This is a genomic window from Herbidospora sp. NBRC 101105 (genome assembly GCF_030269205.1).
GTDB lineage: Bacteria > Actinomycetota > Actinomycetes > Streptosporangiales > Streptosporangiaceae > Herbidospora > Herbidospora solisilvae.
The window spans coordinates 731,245-752,901 of the sequence record NZ_BSSX01000001.1 but is presented as its reverse complement, the minus strand read 5'-3'; the positions used below and the strand labels follow the sequence as shown (position 1 = coordinate 752,901).

Annotated in this window: 16 protein-coding genes; 1 reads left to right on the top strand and 15 read right to left on the bottom strand. The window is 71.8% G+C overall.

What is annotated here, in order from left to right; genetic code table 11:
- The first annotated feature begins 285 nt into the window (after positions 1 to 285).
- Positions 286 to 3,417 (top strand): isoleucine--tRNA ligase, encoded by a 3,132-nt coding sequence (ileS, locus tag QSK34_RS03465; RefSeq protein WP_285579752.1) that lies wholly within the window; start codon positions 286 to 288, stop codon positions 3,415 to 3,417.
- Between the two features lie 563 nt (positions 3,418 to 3,980).
- On the opposite strand, the gene QSK34_RS03460 is transcribed toward ileS, so the two are convergent.
- From QSK34_RS03460 to QSK34_RS03390, 15 genes are all read right to left on the bottom strand, one after another.
- Positions 3,981 to 5,588, bottom strand: a complete 1,608-nt coding sequence (locus tag QSK34_RS03460) for a hypothetical protein (protein WP_285579750.1) — start codon at positions 5,586 to 5,588, stop codon at positions 3,981 to 3,983.
- Between the two features lie 48 nt (positions 5,589 to 5,636).
- Positions 5,637 to 6,512, bottom strand: a complete 876-nt coding sequence (locus tag QSK34_RS03455; RefSeq protein WP_161484419.1) for a DivIVA domain-containing protein — start codon at positions 6,510 to 6,512, stop codon at positions 5,637 to 5,639.
- A gap of 49 nt (positions 6,513 to 6,561) precedes the next feature.
- Complete coding sequence (locus tag QSK34_RS03450) at positions 6,562 to 6,849, bottom strand: YggT family protein (protein WP_030450315.1); 288 nt, start codon at positions 6,847 to 6,849, stop codon at positions 6,562 to 6,564.
- Between the two features lie 83 nt (positions 6,850 to 6,932).
- Positions 6,933 to 7,430 (bottom strand): cell division protein SepF, encoded by a 498-nt coding sequence (locus QSK34_RS03445; RefSeq protein WP_161484420.1) that lies wholly within the window; start codon positions 7,428 to 7,430, stop codon positions 6,933 to 6,935.
- Positions 7,431 to 7,594: 164 nt separating this feature from the next.
- Positions 7,595 to 8,308, bottom strand: a complete 714-nt coding sequence (locus QSK34_RS03440) for a YggS family pyridoxal phosphate-dependent enzyme (protein ID WP_161484421.1) — start codon at positions 8,306 to 8,308, stop codon at positions 7,595 to 7,597.
- Positions 8,309 to 8,318: 10 nt separating this feature from the next.
- Entirely contained in the window at positions 8,319 to 9,788 is a 1,470-nt protein-coding gene (gene ftsZ, locus QSK34_RS03435) for a cell division protein FtsZ (protein ID WP_285579740.1), read from the bottom strand.
- Between the two features lie 188 nt (positions 9,789 to 9,976).
- Positions 9,977 to 10,711 carry a cell division protein FtsQ/DivIB gene (locus QSK34_RS03430; RefSeq protein ID WP_285579739.1) on the bottom strand — a complete coding sequence of 245 codons (735 nt, stop codon included), beginning with the start codon at positions 10,709 to 10,711 and terminating at the stop codon, positions 9,977 to 9,979.
- A complete protein-coding gene (gene murC, locus QSK34_RS03425) occupies positions 10,708 to 12,105 on the bottom strand; it encodes a UDP-N-acetylmuramate--L-alanine ligase (protein WP_161480065.1) in 1,398 nt (465 codons plus the stop codon). The genes QSK34_RS03430 and murC overlap by 4 nt, the downstream gene beginning before the upstream one ends.
- On the bottom strand, positions 12,102 to 13,181 hold the full coding sequence (gene murG, locus QSK34_RS03420; RefSeq protein WP_161480066.1) for an undecaprenyldiphospho-muramoylpentapeptide beta-N-acetylglucosaminyltransferase: 1,080 nt from the start codon (positions 13,179 to 13,181) through the stop codon (positions 12,102 to 12,104). The genes murC and murG overlap by 4 nt, the downstream gene beginning before the upstream one ends.
- Positions 13,182 to 13,281: 100 nt before the next feature.
- On the bottom strand, positions 13,282 to 14,529 hold the full coding sequence (gene ftsW, locus QSK34_RS03415) for a putative lipid II flippase FtsW (protein ID WP_285579738.1): 1,248 nt from the start codon (positions 14,527 to 14,529) through the stop codon (positions 13,282 to 13,284).
- A complete protein-coding gene (murD, locus tag QSK34_RS03410; RefSeq protein WP_161480068.1) occupies positions 14,526 to 15,887 on the bottom strand; it encodes a UDP-N-acetylmuramoyl-L-alanine--D-glutamate ligase in 1,362 nt (453 codons plus the stop codon). Before murD ends, ftsW begins: the two co-directional genes overlap by 4 nt.
- Positions 15,869 to 16,945: a phospho-N-acetylmuramoyl-pentapeptide-transferase gene (gene mraY / locus QSK34_RS03405; RefSeq protein ID WP_285579736.1), complete on the bottom strand. Its 1,077-nt coding sequence runs from the start codon at positions 16,943 to 16,945 to the stop codon at positions 15,869 to 15,871. Before mraY ends, murD begins: the two co-directional genes overlap by 19 nt.
- On the bottom strand, positions 16,942 to 18,309 hold the full coding sequence (locus QSK34_RS03400; protein WP_285579733.1) for a UDP-N-acetylmuramoyl-tripeptide--D-alanyl-D-alanine ligase: 1,368 nt from the start codon (positions 18,307 to 18,309) through the stop codon (positions 16,942 to 16,944). Before QSK34_RS03400 ends, mraY begins: the two co-directional genes overlap by 4 nt.
- Positions 18,306 to 19,817 carry a UDP-N-acetylmuramoyl-L-alanyl-D-glutamate--2,6-diaminopimelate ligase gene (locus tag QSK34_RS03395; protein ID WP_285582021.1) on the bottom strand — a complete coding sequence of 504 codons (1,512 nt, stop codon included), beginning with the start codon at positions 19,815 to 19,817 and terminating at the stop codon, positions 18,306 to 18,308. Before QSK34_RS03395 ends, QSK34_RS03400 begins: the two co-directional genes overlap by 4 nt.
- 67 nt (positions 19,818 to 19,884) lie before the next feature.
- Positions 19,885 to 21,600: a peptidoglycan D,D-transpeptidase FtsI family protein gene (locus tag QSK34_RS03390; RefSeq protein ID WP_456319071.1), complete on the bottom strand. Its 1,716-nt coding sequence runs from the start codon at positions 21,598 to 21,600 to the stop codon at positions 19,885 to 19,887.
- Positions 21,601 to 21,657: the final 57 nt, after the last annotated feature.

The following is a 21,657-nucleotide window of genomic DNA, read 5'->3' as shown; positions in this document are numbered from 1 at the left end:
TCGGGAAGCCAGCACCCGTGCGCTGCGTTATCTTTGGGAATTGCACGGCATTGATGGGGACGAGTACTCACGCACCCCCTCACATGAGCGACCCGGGGACGGTGGAAGCCCGGGGTGAGGCGCGCGAGGAAGATCACCCCGGAGCCGCCGGAGGAACGGCGTCACGCTCAGTAGAACCGGCAACAAAAGAGTGGGTTCCCCGGAACGGGGGCCAAGGAGGGTGGTACCGCGGGGCCCCACGGCCTCGTCCCTCCGCGCCATTGTCCGAATGAGCGTGGAGGATCCGTGTCCAGCCACCAGTTCCACCCACTGCCCGCGCAGGTCGACCTGCCGCGCCTCGAACACGAGGTGCTGGCCCGCTGGCGCGATGGCAAGGTCTTCGAACGTTCTCTCGAACAGAACTCCACGGGCCCCTCCTGGGTCTTCTACGAGGGCCCCCCGACAGCCAACGGCATGCCCGGCGTCCACCACGTCGAGGCGCGCGTCTTCAAGGACGTCTTCCCCCGCTACAAGTCGATGAACGGCTACCACGTCCCGCGCAAGGCGGGCTGGGACTGCCACGGCCTGCCCGTCGAGGTGGCCGTCGAGAAGGAGCTCGGCCTGTCGGGCAAGCCCCAGATCGAGGCCTACGGCATCGCCGAGTTCAACGCCCGCTGCCGCGAGTCCGTCCTGCGGCACGTCGACGCGTTCGAGGAGATGACCGAGCGGATGGGCTACTGGGTCGACATGTCCCAGGCCTACCGCACGATGGACCCGGCCTACGTCGAGGCCGTCTGGTGGTCGCTCAAGGTCGTCTTCGACAAGGGCCTGCTGTTCCGCGACTTCCGCATCACCCCCTACTGCCCGCGCTGCGGCACCGGCCTGTCCGACCACGAGCTCGGCCAGCCCGGCGGCTACGAGACCGTCTCCAGTCCGTCCGTGTACGTCCGGATGCCGGTCACCTCGGGCCGCTTCGAGGGCGTGGACCTGCTGATCTGGACGACCACCCCGTGGACCCTCGTGTCGAACACGGCCGTGGCGGTGCACCCCGAGGTCACCTACGTGGTCGCCGAGAAGGAGGGCGAGAAGCCGGTCATCGTGGCCGAGCCGCTCGTCGGCGCGGCGCTGGGCGAGGGCTGGTCGGTCCGGGAGTCGTTCCTCGGCACGGAGCTGGAGCACACCCCGTACCGGCGGCCCTTCGAGCTGGTCGACATCCCCGGCGCCCACTTCGTCGTGCTCGGCGACTACGTCACCGTCGAAGACGGCTCGGGCCTGGTCCACCAGGCGCCCGCGTTCGGCGCCGACGACATGCAGGTCTGCAAGAAGTACGGCCTGCCCGTCGTCAACCCGATCGGCCCCGACGGCCGGTTCCTGCCCGACGTCCCGCAGGTCGGCGGCCAGTTCTTCAAGGACGCCGACGAGGGCCTCACGGCCGACCTCGCGGCGCGCGGCCTGCTGTTCCGCGGTTCGCACTTCGAGCACAGCTACCCGCACTGCTGGCGCTGCCACACGCCGCTGCTCTACTACGCGCTCCCGTCGTGGTACATCCGCACCACCTCGGTGAAGGAGCGCCTGCTCGCCGAGAACGAGGGCACCAACTGGTTCCCCGACACGATCAAGAACGGCCGCTACGGCGAGTGGCTCCGCAACAACGTCGACTGGGCGCTGTCCCGGTCGCGTTACTGGGGCACCCCGCTGCCGCTGTGGATCTGCGACGAAGACCACGTCACCTGCGTGGGCTCGCTGAAGGAACTGGGCGAGAAGGCCGGCCAGGACCTGTCGGCCCTGGACCCCCACCGCCCCTACGTCGACGACGTGGTGTTCCCCTGCGGCGACTGCGGCGGCGAGGCCCGCCGGGTGCCCGACGTGATCGACGTCTGGTACGACTCCGGCGCGATGCCCTTCGCCCAGTGGGGCGCCCCCCACGTCAACAAGGAGGTCTTCGAGGCCGCCTACCCGGGCCAGTTCATCTGCGAGGCCATCGACCAGACGCGCGGCTGGTTCTACTCGATGATGACCGTCGGGACCCTGGTCTTCGACCGGTCGTCGTACGAGAACGTGCTCTGCCTCGGCCTCATCCTGGCCGAGGACGGCCGCAAGATGAGCAAGCACCTCGGCAACGTGCTGCGCCCCATGCCCCTGATGGAGCAGCACGGCGCCGACGCCCTGCGCTGGTACATGGCGGTCAACGGCTCCCCCTGGTCGCCGCGCCGCATCGGCCACGCGGCGCTGGAGGAGATCGTCCGCAAGGTCCTGCTGACCTACTGGAACACGGCGAGCTTCTTCACCCTGTACGCCAACGCCTCGTCGTGGACCCCCGGCGCGACGGTCGCCGACCGCCCGCTGATCGACCGCTGGGCGCTGGCCGAGCTCCACCGGACGGTGGCCGAGGTGACCGCCGCCCTCGACGGCTTCGACACCGCCCGCGCGGGCCGCCGCCTGACGGAGTTCCTCGACGACCTGTCCAACTGGTACGTCCGCCGCTCCCGCCGCCGCTTCTGGAAGGGCGAGGAGTCGGCGTTCGCGACCCTGTACGAATGCCTGGAGACCGTCACCCGCCTGATGGCCCCGCTGGTCCCGTTCACCACCGACTACGTCTGGGACGCCCTGCGCACCCCCGACGCCCCGGCGTCGGTCCACCTGGCGTCCTGGCCGAAGGTCGACGCGTCCTACCTCGACCCGGCCCTGACCGAGCAGATGGCGCTGGTCCGCCGTCTGGTCGAACTGGGCCGCTCGGCGCGCGCGTCGTCGTCGGTCAAGACCCGTCAGCCGCTCGGCCGCGCCCTCGTGGGCGCACCGGGCTGGTCGGCCCTGTCGGCGGAGCTGCGCGACCTGATCGCCGACGAGCTGAACGTCCAGGCGCTGGAAGACCTGTCGGGCTTCTCGGCCGACCTGGTCACCTTCACCGTCAAGCCCAACTTCCGGGCCCTCGGCAAACGGTTCGGCAGCCAGACCAAACTGGTCGCCGCCGCCGTCTCGGCCGCCGACCCGGGCATCCTGGCCCGCGCGGTCAGGTCGGGCGGCTCGGCCACCCTGGAGGCGGGCGAGCTCGGCGAGGTGACCCTGGCGGGCGACGACCTCATCATCACCGAGCAGCCCAAGTCGGGCTGGGCGGTCGAGACGGGCGCGGTCGACACCGGCACCGGCGAGACCATCGCCCTCGACCTGGCCATGACCGACGAACTGCGCCGGGCCGGCCTCGTCCGCGAGGTCATCCGCCTGGTCCAGGACGCCCGCAAGTCGACCGGCCTGTCGATCACTGACCGCATCGACCTGTGGTGGTCGGCTGACGGCGACCTGGCGACGGCCCTGCGGGAGGGCGGCTCACTGGTGGCCGAGGAGGTCCTCGCGACCGCCTTCGCGGAGGGCTCCTCCGACGGCCTGCCCACCCACGAGGACACCGACCTGGGGCTGCGCTTCCAGCTCCGCAAGGCCTGACCCCTCGACGTGTGACCCGGAGCCCGGCGGAACCGATCCGCCGGGCTTCTGGGATGAGCTTCACCGACCGGATCAGATCGCGGCCCCGACGGCCCTCCATGGCCACTCGCGGAGCAATGCGCTCTCAGATCGCGGGCCCGACGGCCACCCATGGCCACTCGCAGAGCCATGCGCTCTCAGATCGCGGGCCCGACGGCCACCCATGGCCACTCGCAGAGCCATGCGCTCTCAGATCGCGGGCCCGACGGCCACCCATGGCCACTCGCAGAGCCATGTGCTCTCAGATCGCGGGCCCGACGGCCACCCATGGCCACTCGCGGAGCGATGCGCTGGAGGCCCACCGCGACCACCACACGCCGCTGGCAGCCCTCAACCTCGTGATTTCGACCTGTCGCGCCCGGATCGGCGCATCCTGGTCCCGTGCCGCCCGTCTCCTCCAAGGGACAAATCGCGGTCGGGGTGAATAATCCGGACGTCACCGGGCAGACGCTTGCGCGGGGTGCTACATGGGGCGAAGAAAGGCCCGGCGGATCAGATCCGCCGGGCCTTCTTCATGCGAGGTCTCAGGCTTTGTCGCAGACCGTGCAGGGCGTCAGGCCCGCCTCTTCGGCGGCCGGCTGGGACATGGTCTCGATGCCGTCGTCGTCACCCTTGATCAGCGGGCAGTCGGGCGTGTGGTAGCGCCGGGTGCCCTCCATGACCTTCACCATGGGCGGCGGCAGCTTGCGCTCGACGGTGTCGCCGTCACGGTCCTCGCCGGCCTCTTCCTCTTCGGCCTCTTCCTTGGCGGCCGTAGACGGGGCGGCGGGGCGGGAGAAGGCGTTCCAGGAGGAGGAGGCCTCGGGGATCGTGATGGCCGGCTTGACGGGCCCGTCGGCGGCCTCGGACCGCTCCTTGGCGGGAGGCGCCGGCGCGGCTGCCGGTTCGTCGGCCTCGACCTTGGCGGCCTCGGGGGCGGCCTCGGGCTTCACCGGCTTGAGCTTGGCGGCCTCGGAGGGGGCCTCCGGCTTCACGGGCTTGAGTTTGGCGGTCTCGGAGGCGGCTTCCGGCTTCTCGGCCCTGGGCTTGACGGCCTCGGACACGGTTTCCGGCGCGGCGGCCCCGGGCTCGGCGGCCCCGGGCTTGGCGGCCCCGGGCTTGGCGGCCCCGGCGTCGGCGGCCTTCGGCGTGCCGGGCTCAGACTTGACGGCCTCGGGCCTGACGGGCTCGGGCGTGACGGGCTCGGGCCTGTCGGCTTCGGGCTTGGCGGCCTCGAAGGCCGGAACCGGGCTTGCGGCCTCGGGTTCCTTCTCGGTCTTCGCGCGGGCGGCGGAGTCGGCCTTGGCGTAGGGGTTGCCCCTGGCCGGCGACTCCTTCCTGGCCACCGGTTCCGCGGGGCGGACCGGCTCGGGCCAGCCGCTCGACGCGGCGGGGCGGGAGGTCTCGGACCGGTCGGACGGGACCGGCTCCGGCCATCCGGCCGACGGCGGTTCGGCGCGGAAGACGGCGGTGGATTCCGACGACTCCAGGGAGGGAGCCGCGGGCGGCACGACGGGGACGACGGGAGGGGTGGAGGCGGCCGGAGGCACCGAACCGGCGCGCCCGGGGGTGTCGGCCGGCTCCACCCTCGCTTCCTGGACCGTGGTGGCCCAGGTGTCGTCTGCGGCTGCGTCGACGACGCAGGTCGTGCAGGGCGTGAAGCCCTCTTCCCTGGCCTCCTCGACCGTCAGTTCCTCGGTCTCGCGGCCGACGAGCTGCCGGCAGCCGGACCGGTGGAACCTCTTGCGGCCGGGGATCACCAGGACGATCGAGTCGGGCCCCAGCCCGGGAACGGGCACCGGGGCGGTCACGGTCGGGTTGGGCGGATAGGCAGGGGGAGCCGTCGGCGGCACCGGTGCCGCGGGCGCCATGACCGTCGGCGCACCGTAGACCGGCATTCCCGCGTGGGCCATCTGCGGCGCCATGTGTGGCGCCATCTGCGGCGCCACGGCGGCCTGATGGGCCTCGACGGCGGCCCGGCCTCCGGCGGGGAACAGCTCGTGACGCCTCAGCAGCGCCCCGATCAGCAGGCAGACCGCGCTCAGCACACTGATCACGATCGACCACATCACGAGGAATGCCATCCCGAGTACGACACCGGCGATCAGCAGAACGATCGCCGCGAGAACCAGGGCGGCACTGACAAGGATCACGGGGGGCGGCCTTCCGAACTACCTGTACGCGTGCGAGAAGCGGAAACCCTACCGGCGCTCGCCGTGAGAGCCGTCGGGGGCGGGGAACCCTCCGGTGTGCTGCTCGGTGGCGAACGGGTTGGGGACGGCCTGGATCTGCGGACCGGGGGCGACGGCGTGGGCCATCTGCGGCTGGCCGGGCTGGCCCTGCTGCATGGCCGGGTTGCCGACGATCGGGAAACCGCCGCTGCCCTCGGCCTGGACGTTCAGCTCGGCGAGCTGGTTCTCCAGGTAGAGCTTCAGACGGCTGCGGTATTCGCGCTCGAAGCTGCGGAGCTCGTCGACCTTGCGCTCGAGCTCGTCGCGGGTCTGCACCAGCGAGCCCATCGCCTGACGGTGGCGCTCCTGAGCGTCACGCTCCAAAGTCTCGGCGCGGGCACGCGCGTCGCCGATGACCTGCTCGGCCTGGCGGCGGGCCTTGCCGAGGACCTCGTCGGCCTCACGGCGGGCGCGGGTGACGGTCTCGTCGGCCTCGCGGCGGGCGTCGGCGATCGCCTGGTCGGCGGTCTGCTGGGCCAGCGCGAGCACGCGGGCCGCGGTGTCCATGTTGTCTTCGGCCGGGGGAAGGCCCATGCCGACGGGGACGGGCTCGGGGCGCACCGGCTGCGGCGGAGCCATCGGCTCCGGCTGCGGCACGGGGGCCTGGGGGGTCTCGGCGACGGGAGCGGGGGCCATCTGCATGCCGCCCATGGCCATGCCGCCCGGGACCTTGCCCCGGAGACACTCGGCCAGCTTGGCGCGCAGCTCCTCGTTCTCCTGGATGAGGCGGTCGAGTTCTGCCTCGACCTCGTCGAGGAACGCGTCCACCTCCTCCTCGTCGTAGCCCGGTCGCAACCGGGTGGTACTGAACTGCTTGTTCCGCACGTCGGCGGGCGTCAGCGGCATTTGGGTCTCCTTGGCGCGCTTGGAGTCTGTCCGGAGGGACGGTACCCGATCAACGAAGCGCGGACACGACTTGGATCAAGACCAAGACCACAATGAACAGCACTGTGAAGCTTAGGTCAAAGGCCACCGTACCCAACCTGAGGGGAGGAATGAAACGGCGGAGAAACTTGAGAGGTGGGTCGGTGGCGGTGTATGTGGCCTCCGCCAGGACGAGCACCGGGCCTCGCGGCCGCCAGGATCTGGCGAACGCCTGGACCGTCTCGAAGATCATCCGTCCGATCAGCAGGACCAGGTAGAGGGCCAGGACAGCGACCAAGATCTCACTAACGATCCCCACGGTCGAGCCTCGCCTCCGTCCAGGTCCGCATCCTCCGGGCGTTCGGGCCGCCGGGGAGCCGCTCACTGTTCATACACGGAACTCTAGCTCTGGTTGAAGAAGCCGCGTTCCGCGATCCGTGCCTTGTCCTCAGCCGTCACCTCGACGTTGGCCGGGGACAACAGGAACACCTTGTTGGTAACACGTTCAATGCTGCCGTGTAGGCCAAAAATCAGACCTGCCGCAAAATCGACAAGCCGCTTCGCGTCACTGTCAACCATTTCGGTCAGATTCATGATGACCGGGGTGCCCTCGCGGAAGTGCTCGCCGATGGTGCGCGCCTCGTTGTAAGTGCGGGGATGGAGCGTGGTAATCCGCGCCAGATCGGTCGTACGTCGCTCGATCACGGCCGCGGAGGGTCGCGGCGCCGGGACCGGGGAGTCGTCGTTCGCGTCACGGCCCTGGGTGCCCTGCGGGTTGAAGTCGCCAGGGATGTCGTAGTCGTCGCCGAACTCGTCGGCGTACTCGCGGTATCGGTCGTAACGGTCGTCGTCCTCCACGAGACCGAGGTAGACCGCCATCTTGCGCATCGCGCCGGCCATCGCTCCGTCGTCCTCCGTCTACCGTGCCCAGGGCTGAAGGTCCGTGGCGGAACTCTGCCCGTTGTCTGAGGCAGATTCCCGCGCGAGCCACGGCCGGCCTTCGGCCGTCCGCGTCTCTCGCGGAGGCGAACCGCTGATCGTACCTACTTGTTACTCGGGGGACATTACCTGACGAAGGGCTTCCGGCGGCCGAGCAACGCCGTACCGACTCGCAGGTGTGTCGCGCCGTTGGCTATCGCTTGGGGCAGATCGCCGCTCATGCCCGCCGAGATGACGTCCGCGGCAGGATGATCTTTTTGTACGGCTTGCGCCACCCCGTACAACCGGGCGAACGCGGGAGCCGGGTCCTCCCCCAGCGGCGCGACCCCCATGACGCCCCGCAGGGAGAGCCCGGGGAGCGCGGCCAGGGAGTCGGCGAGCGGAAGGACGTCGGCGGGAAGCGCGCCCCCTCGGCCGGCGCGGCCGTCGAGGGAGACCTGGATGAGGCAGCCGATCTCGCGCCCGGCGCGGACGGCCTCCCGGGACAGCGCCTCGGCGAGGCGGAGCCGGTCGACCCCGTGCACCAGATCGGCGTAGCCGACCACGGACCGGGCCTTGTTGGTCTGCAACTGGCCGATGAAGTGCCAGGTCAGCGCCAGGTCGGCGCATTCGGCGGCCTTGGCGGCCGCCTCCTGGTCGCGGTTCTCCCCCACGTCGGCGACGCCCAGCCCGGCCAGAAGGCGGACGTCGGAGGCGGGGTAGGTCTTGGTCACCGCGATGAGCGTGATCTCGGAGCGGGACCGGCCGGCGGCGGCGCACGCGTCGGTGATGCGGCGTTCGACCTCGGCCAGCCCCGCCGCGATCTCCTCACCCCGGGGGGAGGGTGCGGCGTGGGTCATGGATGAGCGATTACTTCAGGAAGTCGGGCACGTCGAGTTCGTCTTCCTGCTCTTCGAAGACGACCGGGCGGCGCGGCACCGGCTGGGTGACCTTGGAGGTGATCGGCGTCGGCGGCTCGGTCGGGCGCGGGATCGCGAACGGGCTGGTGCCCGACGCGCTCTGCTGCTCGGGCCGGGTCTCGGCGCTCTCGCGGGTGCCGAACGCGCCGGTCGACACGCTGGCCTCCCGCTCGGCCGCGGCGGGCTGCGCCGCCGGGGTGGCCGGGGGCGTGACCGGGGCCGGGGTGGCCGGCGCCGAGGAGACGGGCCGGGCCGGCTGGGCGGGCTGCGCCGGGGCCGGGCGCGGGGCCGGGGCCTCGGCGCGCGGCTCGGGCTTCGGCTTGGGCTGCGGCGCGACGAACGACGAGAGCGTCGGCCGCTCGCGCGCCGGCTGCGCCGCGGCGGCCTGCGTCTGGGCCGGACGGCTCGCGGCGGCCGGGGCGGCGGGCTGCGGGCGCGAGGTCTGCTGCGGCACCGGCTGGGCGCGCACCGGCTCGGGCTCGTCGAACCCGGCCGCGATGACCGTCACGCGCACCTCGTCGCCGAGGGCGTCGTCGATGACCGTGCCGAAGATGATGTTGGCGTCGGGCGCGGCGGCGTTGGAGACGAGCTGCGCGGCCTCGTTGATCTCGAACAGGCCCAGGTCGGAGCCGCCCGCGATCGAGAGCAGCACGCCGTGGGCACCGTCGATGCTGGCCTCCAGCAGCGGGCTGGAGACGGCCATCTCGGCGGCGGCGACCGAGCGGTCGTCGCCGCGCGCGTGGCCGATGCCCATGAGGGCCGAGCCCGCCCCCGACATGACCGACTTCACGTCGGCGAAGTCGAGGTTGATCAGACCGGGCGTGGTGATCAGGTCGGTGATGCCCTGGACACCCGAGAGCAGGACCTGGTCGGCCGCCTTGAAGGCGTCGAGCACGCTGACCTGCCGGTCGCTGATCGACAGCAGCCGGTCGTTCGGGATGACGATGAGGGTGTCGACCTCGGCGCGGAGATTCTCTATTCCGGCCTCCGCCTGCATCGCCCGCCGCTTGCCCTCGAAGGAGAAGGGGCGGGTGACCACGCCTATCGTCAGCGCGCCGAGCGAGCGGGCGATGTTGGCCACGACGGGCGCGCCGCCGGTGCCGGTGCCGCCGCCCTCACCGGCGGTGACGAACACCATGTCGGCGCCCTTGATGACCTCTTCGATCTCCTCGCGGTGGTCTTCGGCCGCCTTGCGGCCCACCTCGGGGTTGGCGCCGGCGCCGAGGCCGCGGGTGAGCTCCCGGCCGACGTCGAGCTTGACGTCGGCGTCACTCATCAGCAGCGCCTGGGCGTCGGTGTTGATGGCGATGAACTCGACGCCCTTGAGTCCCTCCTCGATCATCCGGTTGACGGCGTTGACGCCGCCGCCGCCGATTCCAACGACTTTGATGACCGCGAGGTAGTTCTGCGGTGCTGCCACGACGAGGGGCCTTTCCGCTCGCTTACATATGTCCGTCACGGGCGGGTGCCCGCACTAGCCAACTCTCACCCTCAAGTTGAGATTTAGAGTTATGTCAACCTGAGGATTGATACGGACAGTAGGGTTGCGCGCCGACAGGGTCAACTCACCGCGCCGCAACCGGTCCGGCGTGTCGTGAACGCGTCTCCTCAGCGTACGGTTACGACTTCCGGAGAGCTCACGTCGAACGTCTCGGCCCGCTGGTTCAGCAGCCCGAGAAGGATACGGGTCTTGTCGGCCGCGCGCTCGGGCCCGCCGAAGACGACGGTGCGGCCGTCGGAGAGCAGCAGGGTCACCGAGTCGGCCGTCTTGGCCTGCACCTCGTGGACCTTCCGCAGCAGATGGTCGGGCAGCACGCCGAGCACGGTCAGCGCGGCCCGCACCGCCGGGTCCTGGGGGTCGAGGTGCGGCAGCCGCACCACCGGCAGCCTCGGCGGGGCGACCGCGACGATGTCGAGGACCACGCCGAACCGGTCGACCACGGCCGACTTGCCGTTCATCGGCACCGAGGCCAGCGCGGTGCGCTCGCGGATCCTGATGATGACCGTGCCCGGCCAGACCCGCTCGACCTTGGCCGACTCGACCTCGGTCACCGCGGCCACCCGCTGCCGGACCGCCTCGACGTCGACCGTGGCCATCGGCGTGTCGAGCGGCAGCGCGGCGGCCTGCTCGATCTGCTCGGGCGCCAGCCCCAGCACGCCCTCGACCCTGATCTCCTTGACGCCCAGCACGGGCGAGAGGAACACCAGCCACCCCGAGACGGCCAGCGTGCCGCCGGTGATCAGGGTGGCGGTGGCGAACCGCCAGATGCCCGGCCGCTTGCGGGCCGCCCGCTCGGCGGCGGGCGGCCGGTCGGTGAGGGCCGGGGCTTCCGAAGAGGTCACCGCGACCGCAGCTCCGCGACGATGCGGGGGCCGAGCTCGGTGACGTCGCCCGCGCCCATCGTCAGCACGATGTCGCCGGGACGGGCCCGCTCGGCGACCAGCGCCGGCACGGCCGCCCGGTCGGGCGCGTAGGCCACGTTGCCGGCCGGGAGCGTGACCTTGCCGGCCACCAGCGCGCCGGAGACCCCGGGCTCGGGGTCCTCGCGGGCGCCGTACACGTCCAGGACGATCGCCTCGTCGGCCAGGCCGAGCGCGGCGCCGAACTCGTCGGCGAAGAAGCGGGTGCGGCTGTAGAGGTGGGGCTGGAAGACGGCGATGACCCGGCCCGCCCCGGCCACCACGTCGCGGGCGGCGCGCAGGTCGGCGGCCAGCTCGGTCGGGTGGTGGGCGTAGCTGTCGAAGACGGTGACGCCGTCGGCCTCGCCCTTGGACTCGAACCGCCGCTTGGCCCCGGTGAAGGCGGCCAGGCCGTCTCTGACCTCGTCGAACGGCAGGCCCAGGTCGAGGGCGACGGCGATGACCGCGGTGGCGTTGAGCGCGTTGTGGCGGCCGGGCACCGACAGGCGGACCGCGCCGTGGCCCTTCAGGGTGAACTCGACGCCGAGGCCGCGCGGCACCACGTCGCAGATGCGCAGGTCGGCCTCCTCGCCCTCGCCGTAGGTGACGACCTTCAGGCCCCGCGCGCGGGCGATGGGGGCCAGCGCGGCGGCGCCCGGGTCGTCGGAGCAGAGCACGATCGTCTCGCCGATCCGCTCGACGAAGCGGGCGAAGCTGTCGTAGACGGCCTGCGGCTCGCCGTAGTTGTCGAGGTGGTCGGGCTCGACGTTGGTGACCACCGCGATGCGCGGGGCGAGCATCAGGAACGAGCCGTCGCTCTCGTCGGCCTCGGCGACGAACGCCCGGCCGGTGCCCTCGTCGGCGCCCAGGCCCGTGGTGACGAGCTGGCCGCCGACGCAGTAGGACGGGTCGGCGCCGCACTTCTGCAGCGCCACGGTGAGCATCGAGGTCGTGGTCGTCTTGCCGTGGGTGCCCGCCACGGCGACCCCGGTCTTGCCGGTCATCACGGCCGCGAGGGCGGCGGCGCGCGGGATGATGCGCACGTTCTGCCGCAGCGCCTCCCCCAGCTCGGGGTTGGAGTCGCGGATCGCGGTGGAGACCACGACGGTGTTGACGTCGCGGATGTGCGAGGCGGCGTGGCCGACGTGGACGGTCGCGCCCAGCTCGCGCAGCTCGGTCAGCAGGTCGGAGCTGCGGGCGTCGCTGCCCGAGACGGCCACTCCCCGCTTGAGCAGGATGCGGGCGATGCCGGACATGCCGGCGCCGCCGATCCCGATGAAGTGGACCCGCCCGAGTTCCTCGGCGGGGATGGGCTCAACCAGTTTGACCAGACTCATCGGGCTGCGATCTCCAGAACCTTGCGGGCGAGCGTCACGTCGGCGTCCTTGCGTCCCATCCGTGAGGCGGCCTCGGACATGGCCGCTATCCGGTTGGGGTCGTGGAGCAGGGGCGCGAGGTTGCGCATGATCCAGTCGGGGGAGAGCTCGGCGTCGTCGACCATCAGGCCGCCGCCCGCCCGCACGATCGGCTCGGCGTTCAGGCGCTGCTCGCCGTTGCCGTGGGGCAGCGGCACGTAGGCGGCCGGGAGGCCGACGGCGGTCAGCTCGGCGGTGGTCATCGCGCCGCTGCGGCACAGCACCAGGTCGGCGGCGGCGTAGGCCAGGTCCATGCGGTCGACGTAGGGCAGGATGACGTACTGCGGGTCGCCGGGCGGGGGCTCGACCTCGACGGTGTTCTTCGGGCCGATCACGTGGATGACCTGGATGCCGGCGCGGCGCAGGTGGGGCTCGGCGTTGAGGGCCGAGTTGTTGATCGAGCGGGCCCCCTGGGAGCCGCCGAACACCAGCAGCGTCGGGCGGTCGCTCTCGAGGCCGAAGTAGGACCGCGCCTTGTCGCCCAGCGAGAACCGGTCGAGGGTCGAGACGTCTTTGCGGAGCGGGATGCCGACGTGCTCGGCGTTGGGCAGCGGCGTGTCGGGGTGGCCGGTGAACACGTGGGTGGTCAGCCGTGCGCCCAGCCGGTTGGCCAGGCCCGGACGCGGGTTGGCCTCGTGCACCACGATCGGCACGCCCTTGCGGCGCGCCCCCAGGTAGCCGGGGGTGGCGACGTAGCCGCCGAAGCCGACCAGGATGTCGGCGCCCACCCGCTCCAGGATGTTGCCCGCGGCGCTGATCGCCCCGGCGAGCCGGCCGGGCACGGTCAGGAGCTGAGGCGTCAGCGCGCGGGGCAGCGGAACCGCGGGCACGAGCGCGAGCTCGTAGCCCCGGGCCGGGACCAGCCGCGTCTCCAGCCCGCGTTCGGTGCCGAGGCAGGTGATGCCGATCGACGGGTCGAACTGACGGAGCGCGTCGGCCAGCGCCAGCGCCGGCTCGATGTGGCCGGCCGTCCCGCCGCCGGCGAGGACAACCCTCATGTCTCTCCCTAGTCGTGCTATGGACCTGATTGCCCTGCGCGAGACGCGGCCGGCCGGAGGCCGGCTGTGGCTCGCGCCGGTGAATCTGCCCGGATATACGTCAGGTCTTGAGGCCAAGCCAGCTTAGAGCCCGTGCGGCCGGGCCGGGGCCCCGTGCGGCCAAGGCCTCGGCGGCCCCCGGCTCGCGTTTGGCGAACGACAACAACATGCCAAGCGCCGCGAGCGTCGGCAACAGCGCCGACCCGCCGTAGGAGACCAGGGGCAGCGGGATGCCGGTGATCGGCAGGGCGCCGATGACGGCGCCGATGTTCACGATCGCCTGGCCGCCGATCCAGGCCGTGCAGGCCGCCGCGGTCAGCCGGATGAACGGGTCTCTCGTGCGCGAGGCGATGCGCAGCCCGGCGTAGCAGAGCAGGCCGAACAGGGCCAGCACCGTGAGGGTGCCCATGAGGCCGAGCTCCTCGCCGAGGATCGCGAAAATGAAGTCGCTCTCGCCGTGGGGCAGCCAGTCCCATTTCTGCCGTGACGACCCGAGGCCCAGCCCGAACCAGCCGCCCGACCCCATCGCGATCTGCCCCTGGGCGGCCTGGTAGCCGGACCCCTGCGCGTTGCCCCAGGGATTCAGCCAGCCCTCGATCCGGTCGGACCGATAACCCTCGGAGATGATCATGAAGACGGTGGCCATGGCGAGGAGGGCCAGGATGCCGGCGAAGAGCCGTACCGGAGCCCCGACGACCCACAGCAGCGCCAGGAAGATGATCATCAGCACGATCGTGGTGCCGAGGTCGCGGCCGAGCATGACCAGGACGGCGAGGATCGCCACGCCGGGCATCAGCGGGACCAGCAGGTGCCGCCACTCGATCATGCCGTTGCGGGCCCGCCGGGCCAGCAGGTCGGCGCCCCAGATGACCATGGCCAGCTTGGCCGGCTCCGACGGCTGGATGGTCAGGCTGCCGATGTAGATCCAGCGCTGCGCGCCGAGCTCGGAGGAGCCGATGAAGATGGTCATGACCAGGCCGATGATGGACAACGCCATCAGCGGATATCCGGCCAGCCGGAAATAGCGCTGCGGGAGCTTCGAGCAGACGTACATCAGCGGCAGGCCGAGCCCGACCGAGAGCGACTGCTTGAGGAACCAGTAGAAGGGGTCGCCCATCATCTGCAGCGCCTCGATCGACGAGGCCGACAGCACCATCATGAGGCCGAGCGCCAGCAGCAGGGCGCTGCACCCGAGGATCAGGTAGTAGGAGGTCAGCGGCCGGCTGAGCAGCTCGCGCAGGGCGCCGAGCTGGGTCGCGACCCAAGACGGCCGGGACGGCCGAGAGTCGTCGGCCGTCGCCTCGGTCACCGCTCTTCCAGGGTGCGAACGGCGCGCGCGAAGGCGTCTCCTCGTGCGCCGTAGTTGGCGAACATGTCCAATGACGCCCCGGCGGGGGCCAGCAGCACGGTGTCACCCGGGGAGGCGAGCCGGGCGGCTTCGGTGACGACACGGTCCATGACCCCAGTGTCTTCCCCGCCGACCTCCACAACGGGAACATCCGGCGCGTGTCGCGCGAGCGCCTCGGCGATCCTGGCCCGGTCGGCGCCCAGCAGCACCGCGCCGCGCAGCCGCTTGGCGGACCTCGCGACCAGCTCCTCGACGTCGGCGCCCTTCAGCTGCCCGCCCGCGACCCACACGATGGAGCCGTACGCCGCCAGCGACGCCTCGGCCGCGTGGGGGTTGGTGGCCTTGGAGTCGTCGACGTAGGAGACCCCCTTCACGGTCGCCACGTGGGCGATCCGGTGGGGGTCGGGGGTGAACGCCGCCAGCCCCTCGCGCACCGCCTCGGCCGGCACGCCGAACGACCGGGCGAGCGCGGCGGCGGCCAGCGCGTTCGCGACGTTGTGCGGCGCGAACGGCCGGACGTCGGCGAGCGTGGCCAGCTCGACCGCCGAGGAGCGCGGGTCGTCGCAGAAGGCCCGGTCGACCAGCAGGTCCTCCACCACGCCCAGCTCCCCCGGCCGGGGCACCTGGAGCGTGAAGCCCACCGAATCGTAGGGCTCGGCGAGCCGGGCCGACCAGGGGTCGTCGGCGTTGTGGACGACCACGCCGGCGTTGGCGAAGATCCGGGCCTTGGCGGCGGCGTACTCCTCGAAGGAGCCGTGCCAGTCGATGTGGTCGGGGGCGACGTTGAGGATCGCGGCGGCCGCCGGGGCGACGCTCGTGGACCAGTGGAGCTGGAAGCTCGACAGCTCCACGGCGAGCACGGTGGTGTCGCCGGGGTCGAGGACCGCCTCGATGATCGGCGTGCCGACGTTGCCGACCGCGAGCGGCCGCTCCCCCGCCTTCTCGAGGATGGACGTCAGCATCCGCACGGCCGTCGTCTTGCCGTTGGTGCCGGTGAGGGCCAGCCACGGCGCGGCGCCCTCGTGGCGCAGCCGCCAGGCCAGCTCGACCTCGCCGATGACCTCGATGCCGGCCGCCGCCGCCTCGAGCAGCAGCGGGTGGTCGGGCCGCCAGCCCGGCGAGGTGACGACGAGCTCCACCTTGTCGGGCAGCGCGGCGGCCTTCTCGACCCCCAGATCGGCCAGGTCGGCGGGGAGCGGCCGGTCGGACTGCTCGACCACGACGACCCGCTCGCCGCCCAGGGCCAGGCCGCGCGCGGCGGCGGTGCCCGAGACGCCGAGCCCGGCGACGACGACACGGCTCACGTCTTGGGCATCCATTCCACGTAGAAGAGACCGAGCCCGGCGGCGGCGCACAACATCGCGATCAGCCAGAACCGGACCACGATGGTGGTCTCGGCCCAGCCCTTGAGCTCGAAGTGGTGCTGGAGGGGCGCCATCCGGAAGATGCGTTTCCTGGTCATCTTGAAGAACCCGACTTGGATGATCACCGAGGAGGTGATGACGACGGTCAGGCCCGCCAGGAGCAGCAGGAGGAGCTGGGTGCGGGTGGTGATGGCCAGACCGGCGATCACGCCGCCGAGGGCCAGCGAGCCGGTGTCGCCCATGAAGATCTTGGCCGGGGGGGCGTTCCACCACAGGAACCCGATCAGCGCGCCCAGCACGGCGGCGGCGACGACGGCCAGGTCGAGCGGGTCGCGCACGATGTAGCAGTTGGGCCCGAGGATCGCGGTCGTGCAGCTGTTGCGGAGCTGCCAGTTGCCGATGAGCACGTACGACGCCAGCACCACGCCGGTGGCCCCGGAGGCGAGGCCGTCGAGGCCGTCGGTCAGGTTCACCGCGTTGGAGAACCCGACGATCATGATGAGCACCCAGATGATGAAGCCGATGAGCCCGATCGAGGGGCCGAAGTCACGGAGGAAGGACAACCGCGTCTCGGCGGGGGTGATCGCGTAGGCGTTGGGGAAACGCACCACGAGGATCGCGAAGACGACGCCGACGAGGAGCTGGCCGAGAGCCTTGGCGCCCGACCGCAGGCCGAGGCTGCGCTGCTTGTAGATCTTGATGAAGTCGTCGAGGAAGCCGACCACGCCCAGGCCGGTCATGAGGAAGAGGACGAGCAGCGCGGAGGCGGTGGGGGGCGAGGGATTGGCCGACAACATGGTGGCCAGGTGGGCGACGGCGTAGCCGAGGAGGGCGGCGATCACGATCACCGTGCCGCCCATGGTGGGCGTGCCCTTCTTGTCGTAGTGGCCCTGGGGGCCCTCCTCGCGGATGTTCTGGCCGTAGCCGCGCCGCCCGAACAGCCGGATCGCGATGGGGGTGCCGAGCATCGAGACGAGGAGCGCGACCGCTGCGGCGACGATGATGTCTCTCACCGGGCGTCACCCCCCAACAGGGCTTCGGCGACCTGCTCCAGCCCGGCGGCCCGGGGTCCCTTGATCAGCACGACGTCTCCCGGCGCCAGGCGGCCGGTGAGCTCGGCCACGGCGGCCTCGACGTCGGGGGCGTGGATCGCGTCGGGGGCGCCGGCGATGATCTGCCCGGCGTCGGCGCCCACGACCACCAGGGCCGCCAGACCGGCTCCCGCAGCCAGGCGGCCGACCCCCGCGTTCAGTTCGGCGGCGTCGTCGCCGAGCTCGCGCAGGGCGGCCACGACCGCGTACTTGCGGCGGTGCCCGGCCAGGGCGTGCAGCGCGGCGAAGGCGGCGCGCATCGAGTCGGGGTTGGCGTTGTAGGCGTCGTTGATCACGGTCACGCCGTCGGCGCGGTCGGTGACCTCCATCCGCCAGCGGCTGCGCGGCTCGGCCAGCGACAGCTCCTCGGCGATGGCGGCCGGCGACAGCCCCAGCTCGTGGGCGGCGGCCGCGGCGGCCAGGGCGTTCTCGACCGCGTGGGCGCCGTGGAGGCGCAGCGCGACGTCGGCCTCGCCCGAGGGGGTGTGGAGGGTGAACCGGGCCCGGCCGCGGTCGTCGAGGGTCTCGTGCGAGGCGCGCACGTCGGCGCTGCGGGTGCGGCCGAAGTAGAGCACCCGCGCCCGGGTGCGCGAGCTCATCGCGGCGACCAGCGGGTCGTCGAGGTTCAGCACCGCGACACCCGAGGAGGGCAGCGCCTCGGGCAGCTCGCCCTTGGCCCGCGCGATGGCCTCCTTGCCCCCGAACACGCCCAGGTGCGCGGTGCCGACGTTGAGGACCACCCCGATGGACGGCGGGGCGATTCCCGCCAGATAAGCGATATGTCCGGCATTACGCGCCGAAAGCTCCAGCACCAGGAACCGCGTGTCCTCATCGGCCTTGAGCACCGTGAGGGGGTGCCCGATCTCGTTGTTGTACGACCCCACCGGCGCCACCGTTGGACCGATCCTGGCCGCCAGCCGCGCCAGCAGGTCTTTGGTCGACGTCTTGCCGGCCGACCCGGTCACGCCCACCACGGTCGCCTTCGGCAGGTCGGTCACCACCGCGTTGGCGAGCTTCGCCAGCGCCGCCACGACGTCGTCGACCACGACGGCCGGGCCGTCGACCGGCCGGGAGGCCAGCACGGCGGCCGCGCCCGCGGCCAGGGCCTGGGCGGCGAAGTCGTGGCCGTCGGCCCGCTCGCCCCTGATCGCGACGAACAGCGACCCCGGCTCGGCGGCCCGCGAGTCGATCACGACCGGGCCTCTCACGACGGCGCCCGGGTCGGCCTGGCCCGTGAGGGCGCCCGATGTGATCTCTGCGACCCGGCCCAGCGGCAACGGGATCATGCGTTCCTCCTGCTGATGGCGGCGGCGACCACGTCACGGTCATCGAAGGGGACGACTTCGCCCGCGAAGTACTGCCCCTGTTCGTGGCCCTTCCCGGCCACGACGACGACGTCGCCCCGGCCGGCCCTGGAGATCGCCAGGTCGATCGCGGCGGCCCGGTCGGGCTCGACGACCACGCGGGCACGATCTTCGCGCGGCACGGCCAGCGCGCCGTCGAGCATCGCCACGATGATCGCGAGCGGGTCTTCGCTGCGGGGATTGTCACTGGTGAACACGGCCACGTCGGCCAGCCGCGCGGCGGCCTCGCCCATGAGGGCGCGCTTGCCGCTGTCGCGGTCGCCGCCACAGCCGAGGACGACCGTCAGGGTACCGTCGGTGACCTCGCGCAACGCACGCAGCACCGACTCGACGGCGCCCGGTTTGTGGGCGTAGTCGACGATCGCCTGGAACCCGTCGCCGCCCGGCACCCGTTCCATCCGCCCCGGGACGCCGCGGAACCCGCTCACCCCGTGGACGGCGGTCTGCAGCGGCACCCCCGACTCCACGAGCGCCACGAGCGCGCCCAGGGTGTTGGCGACGTTGAACGGCCCCGGCAGCCCGACGGTCACGTCGGCCTCCACCCCTCCCGGGCCGACGACCCGGAAGGAGCTCCCGTCGGCCCCGAGCCGGACGTCGGTCGCGCGCCACTCGGCGTCGGCCGCGCCCTCGGCGGAGAACGTGGTGATCGGGATCTTCACGAACCCGGCCAGCTCGCGCCCGTGGGGGTCGTCGACGTTGATCACGCCGAGCCGGGAGAACTCGGGCGTGAACAGCCGGGCCTTGGCGGCGAAGTAGTCGTCGAAGTCCTTGTGGAAGTCGAGGTGGTCCTGCGACAGGTTGGTGAAGATCGCGACGTCGTAGAAGATGCCCTCGACCCGGCCCAGCGCCAGCGCGTGGCTGGAGACCTCCATCGTCGCGGCGGTCACCTTCTGCTCACGCATCAGCGCGAACAGGCCCTGCAGGTCGCTGGCCTCGGGGGTGGTCAGCTCGGGCTTGATGACGACGTCGCCCGCGTGGATCTCGACGCCGCCGACCAGGCCGGTGCGGTGCCCGGCCGCGCGCAGCCCCGCCTCCAGCAGGAACGTCGAGGTCGACTTGCCGCTGGTGCCGGTGACCCCGATGACCGGGATGTCGGCGGCCGGCTGGCCGTAGACCCAGGCGGCCACCTGGCCGAGCACCGCGCGCGGGTCGGGCAGCACGAACACCGGCAGGCCGGTCTCGGCGGCCATTTCGGCCCCGTCGTGGTCGGTCAGGATGGCGCTCGCGCCGGCGCCCATGGCGGCCGAGCTGAAGGTTGCGCCGTGAGCGGTCTTGCCCTGGATGGCGACGTAGAGGTCGCCCCGGCGGACCCGGCGGGAGTCGATCGTGACCCCGGTGACCACACCGCGCCCCGCCCCGGCGACCGACTGCACGCCGAGCAGGGCCGTCAGCCCCGAGAGCGGGCGCGGCGGGCTGGACGACGGGCGCATCTGCTGGTCCGGTGAGGGTCGGGCGGTGCGGTCGGGCTCGTTCACGGCGAGAGCGTATCGTTCCCGGTCACCGGAGAAGGCTTGTCGACCCGGTCGGCGGGATTTTCTTGGTCTTCAACGCAAAAGTCATGACTTCCTGGAAAACGGGCGCGGCGATCGTACCGCCGTAATGGTCTTTTTTCGGGTCCTGAATGACGGCCAGGGCCATCAGGCGAGGCGCTTCGGCGGGGGTGAAGCCGACGAAGGTCGCCGTATAACCGCAGTATCCGCCACATTTCTGGTCATAACGCATGGCGGTTCCGGTCTTGCCCGCCACCCGGTAGCCCTCGATGGCGGCGGCGCCGCCGGTTCCGTCGGCTCCGGCGACCGCCTTCTCGAGCATGCCGGCGAGCTGGCGGGCGGTCAGCTCGCTGATCACCCGCGTCTGCTTCGGGGCGGCGGCCGGGACCAGCTGGCCCTTCTCGTCGGTGGTGCCCGCGACGATCGTGGGGGTCAGCCGCACGCCGCCGTTGGCGATGGTCTGGTAGACGCTGGCCATCTGGAGGGCGGTGACGGAGATGCCCTGGCCGTACATGATGGTGCAGCGCTGGGAGCCGCTCCACTCCTGCCAGTCGGGCAGCAGGCCGGCCTCCTCGCTCGGGATGCCGCCGCCGCTCTTGGCGCCGAAGCCGAAGGCCGTGAACATGTTGTGCAGCCGCTGATCGGTGATCTTGGTGCCCGCCATGATCGTGCCGACGTTGCTCGACTCCTCGAGGATCTGGGCGAAGGTCATCTGCTCGGTCGGGTGGGGGTGGGCGTCGCGCAGCACCTTGTCGGCGCACTGGATGTTGTCGGGCACCGTGAACAGCGTCGACGGCGCGACCACGCCCGCCTCCAGCGCGGCGGCGGCGGTGATGACCTTGTTGGTGGAGCCCGGCTCGAACACCTCGGCGGCGGCCTTGTTGCCCCGGTCTTCGGCGCGGGTGGCCTGCCAGTTCCGCAGGTCGACCTCGGGGGCGTTGGCCATGGCGAGGATCTGGCCGGTCTTGACGTCCATGACGATGACGCTGCCGCTGCGCGCCCCGACCGCCTTGACCTGCTTGGCGATCGCCTCGTAGGCGGCCCACTGGATGTACCGGTCGATCGTCAGCCGCAGATCGCGGCCCGGCACCGGCGCGACCCGGGTGCTGCGCGTCATCGGGATGCGCTCGCCACCCCGCCCGATCTCGATGCTCTGCTGGCCGTCCTGACCCGCCAGCGTCTTGTTGTACGCCTGCTCCAGCCCCTCCAGCCCGAACCCGTCGTCGCCGACGAACCCGACCAGCCCGCCGGCCAGGGTCCCGCCGGGGTAGAGCCGCCGGTAGGTGGGCTTGGAGCCCACCCCGCGGAAGCCCATGCCCATGATCTTGCGGGCGACCAGGGGGTCGACGTCGCGGGCGACGACGAGGTAACGCTTGTCGACCTGGGCGAGCTTGGCGGCGATGCCGTCCTTGGGCTTGCCGAGCTCGGCCGAGAGCGTGGTGGCGATCAGGTCGCGCTGGGTCTCCTTGACCTCCTTGGGGTCGAGGTAGATCTCCCGCGCGTCGGCGGTGACGGCCAGCTCGTTGCCGTTGACGTCGGTGATCGACCCCCGCTTGGCCGGCAGGACCTCGGGCGTGACCCGCTGGTCGGCGGCCTTGGCCTGGAACGTCTTGGAGTTCAGCCCCTGCAGCTGCACCAGCCGCCCGGCGAACAGCGACAACACCACGGCCATGGCCATCAGCGCGATGTTGATCCGCCGCCGCGGACTCCCCAGCCGCAACACGGCGGGCCTCGGCGGCGGCCCCGGACGACGCGGCGGCCCCCCGGGCCCGGCCGGACT

What these genes read in the sequence shown, in the direction of transcription:
- QSK34_RS03440 (WP_161484421.1), bottom strand. Translation starts at nt 8,308, where the DNA reads ATGACCCACGCCGCACCCTCCCCCCGGGGTGAGGAGATCGCGGCGGGG.
- murG (WP_161480066.1), bottom strand. Translation starts at nt 13,181, where the DNA reads ATGAGGGTTGTCCTCGCCGGCGGCGGGACGGCCGGCCACATCGAGCCG.
- QSK34_RS03400 (WP_285579733.1), bottom strand. Translation starts at nt 18,309, where the DNA reads ATGATCCCGTTGCCGCTGGGCCGGGTCGCAGAGATCACATCGGGCGCC.
- murC (WP_161480065.1), bottom strand. Translation starts at nt 12,105, where the DNA reads ATGAGTCTGGTCAAACTGGTTGAGCCCATCCCCGCCGAGGAACTCGGG.
- QSK34_RS03395 (WP_285582021.1), bottom strand. Translation starts at nt 19,817, where the DNA reads ATGCGCCCGTCGTCCAGCCCGCCGCGCCCGCTCTCGGGGCTGACGGCC.
- QSK34_RS03445 (WP_161484420.1), bottom strand. Translation starts at nt 7,430, where the DNA reads ATGGCCGGCGCGATGCGCAAGATGGCGGTCTACCTCGGTCTCGTGGAG.
- QSK34_RS03455 (WP_161484419.1), bottom strand. Translation starts at nt 6,512, where the DNA reads ATGCCGCTGACGCCCGCCGACGTGCGGAACAAGCAGTTCAGTACCACC.
- murD (WP_161480068.1), bottom strand. Translation starts at nt 15,887, where the DNA reads ATGGATGCCCAAGACGTGAGCCGTGTCGTCGTCGCCGGGCTCGGCGTC.